Annotated in this window: 1 protein-coding gene; it reads left to right on the top strand. The window is 36.2% G+C overall.

Annotated features, from left to right (window positions below):
- Positions 1-68: 68 nt before the first annotated feature.
- On the top strand, positions 69-516 hold a 448-nt coding region (locus tag ADIWIN_RS14295; protein ID WP_040757446.1), incomplete at its 3' end, for an efflux RND transporter periplasmic adaptor subunit.

The raw sequence follows: 516 nt of genomic DNA, 5'->3' as shown, positions 1-516 counted from the left end.
AATCAAATCATTCAAATGGTCAATTTTAAAAAACCAGACCATAAGAATAATAAAATTTTATATAAATAATGAGACTAATAAAATCAATATTCAACGAGAACATTTTGTTGATTCCGATAATTGTAATGATTTCTTCGGTAAATTATTCTTGCGACAGTAAGGGAGAGCAGGTAGAAGTAGAAACACTTTCATTACCAGTTACCACTGTTCAGAAAGATTCTGCCGTCACTACTTTCGAATACTTGGGAGCGATAGAAGGCAAGGTAAACGTTGAGATCCGTCCACAAGTTGAGGGCTTATTGGATCAGATCCATGTGGATGAAGGAGATTTTGTAGAAAAAGGGCAGCTATTATTTAGTATTAATGCCTTGCCTTATGTAGAGCGTCTCAAAAATGCACAGGCTGCAGTAGAGGTAGAAAAAGCAAAACTTGAAAATGCCAAGATTGAAATGGAAAGGCTACAACCCCTAATTGACCATGAAGTCATCTCGGAGGTGCAAATGAAAACAGCACAAT

This window comes from Winogradskyella psychrotolerans RS-3, assembly GCF_000427335.1.
Lineage (GTDB): Bacteria > Bacteroidota > Bacteroidia > Flavobacteriales > Flavobacteriaceae > Winogradskyella > Winogradskyella psychrotolerans.
The sequence above is the reverse complement of the archived record's forward strand: the minus strand, read 5'-3'. Positions and strand labels throughout refer to the sequence as shown.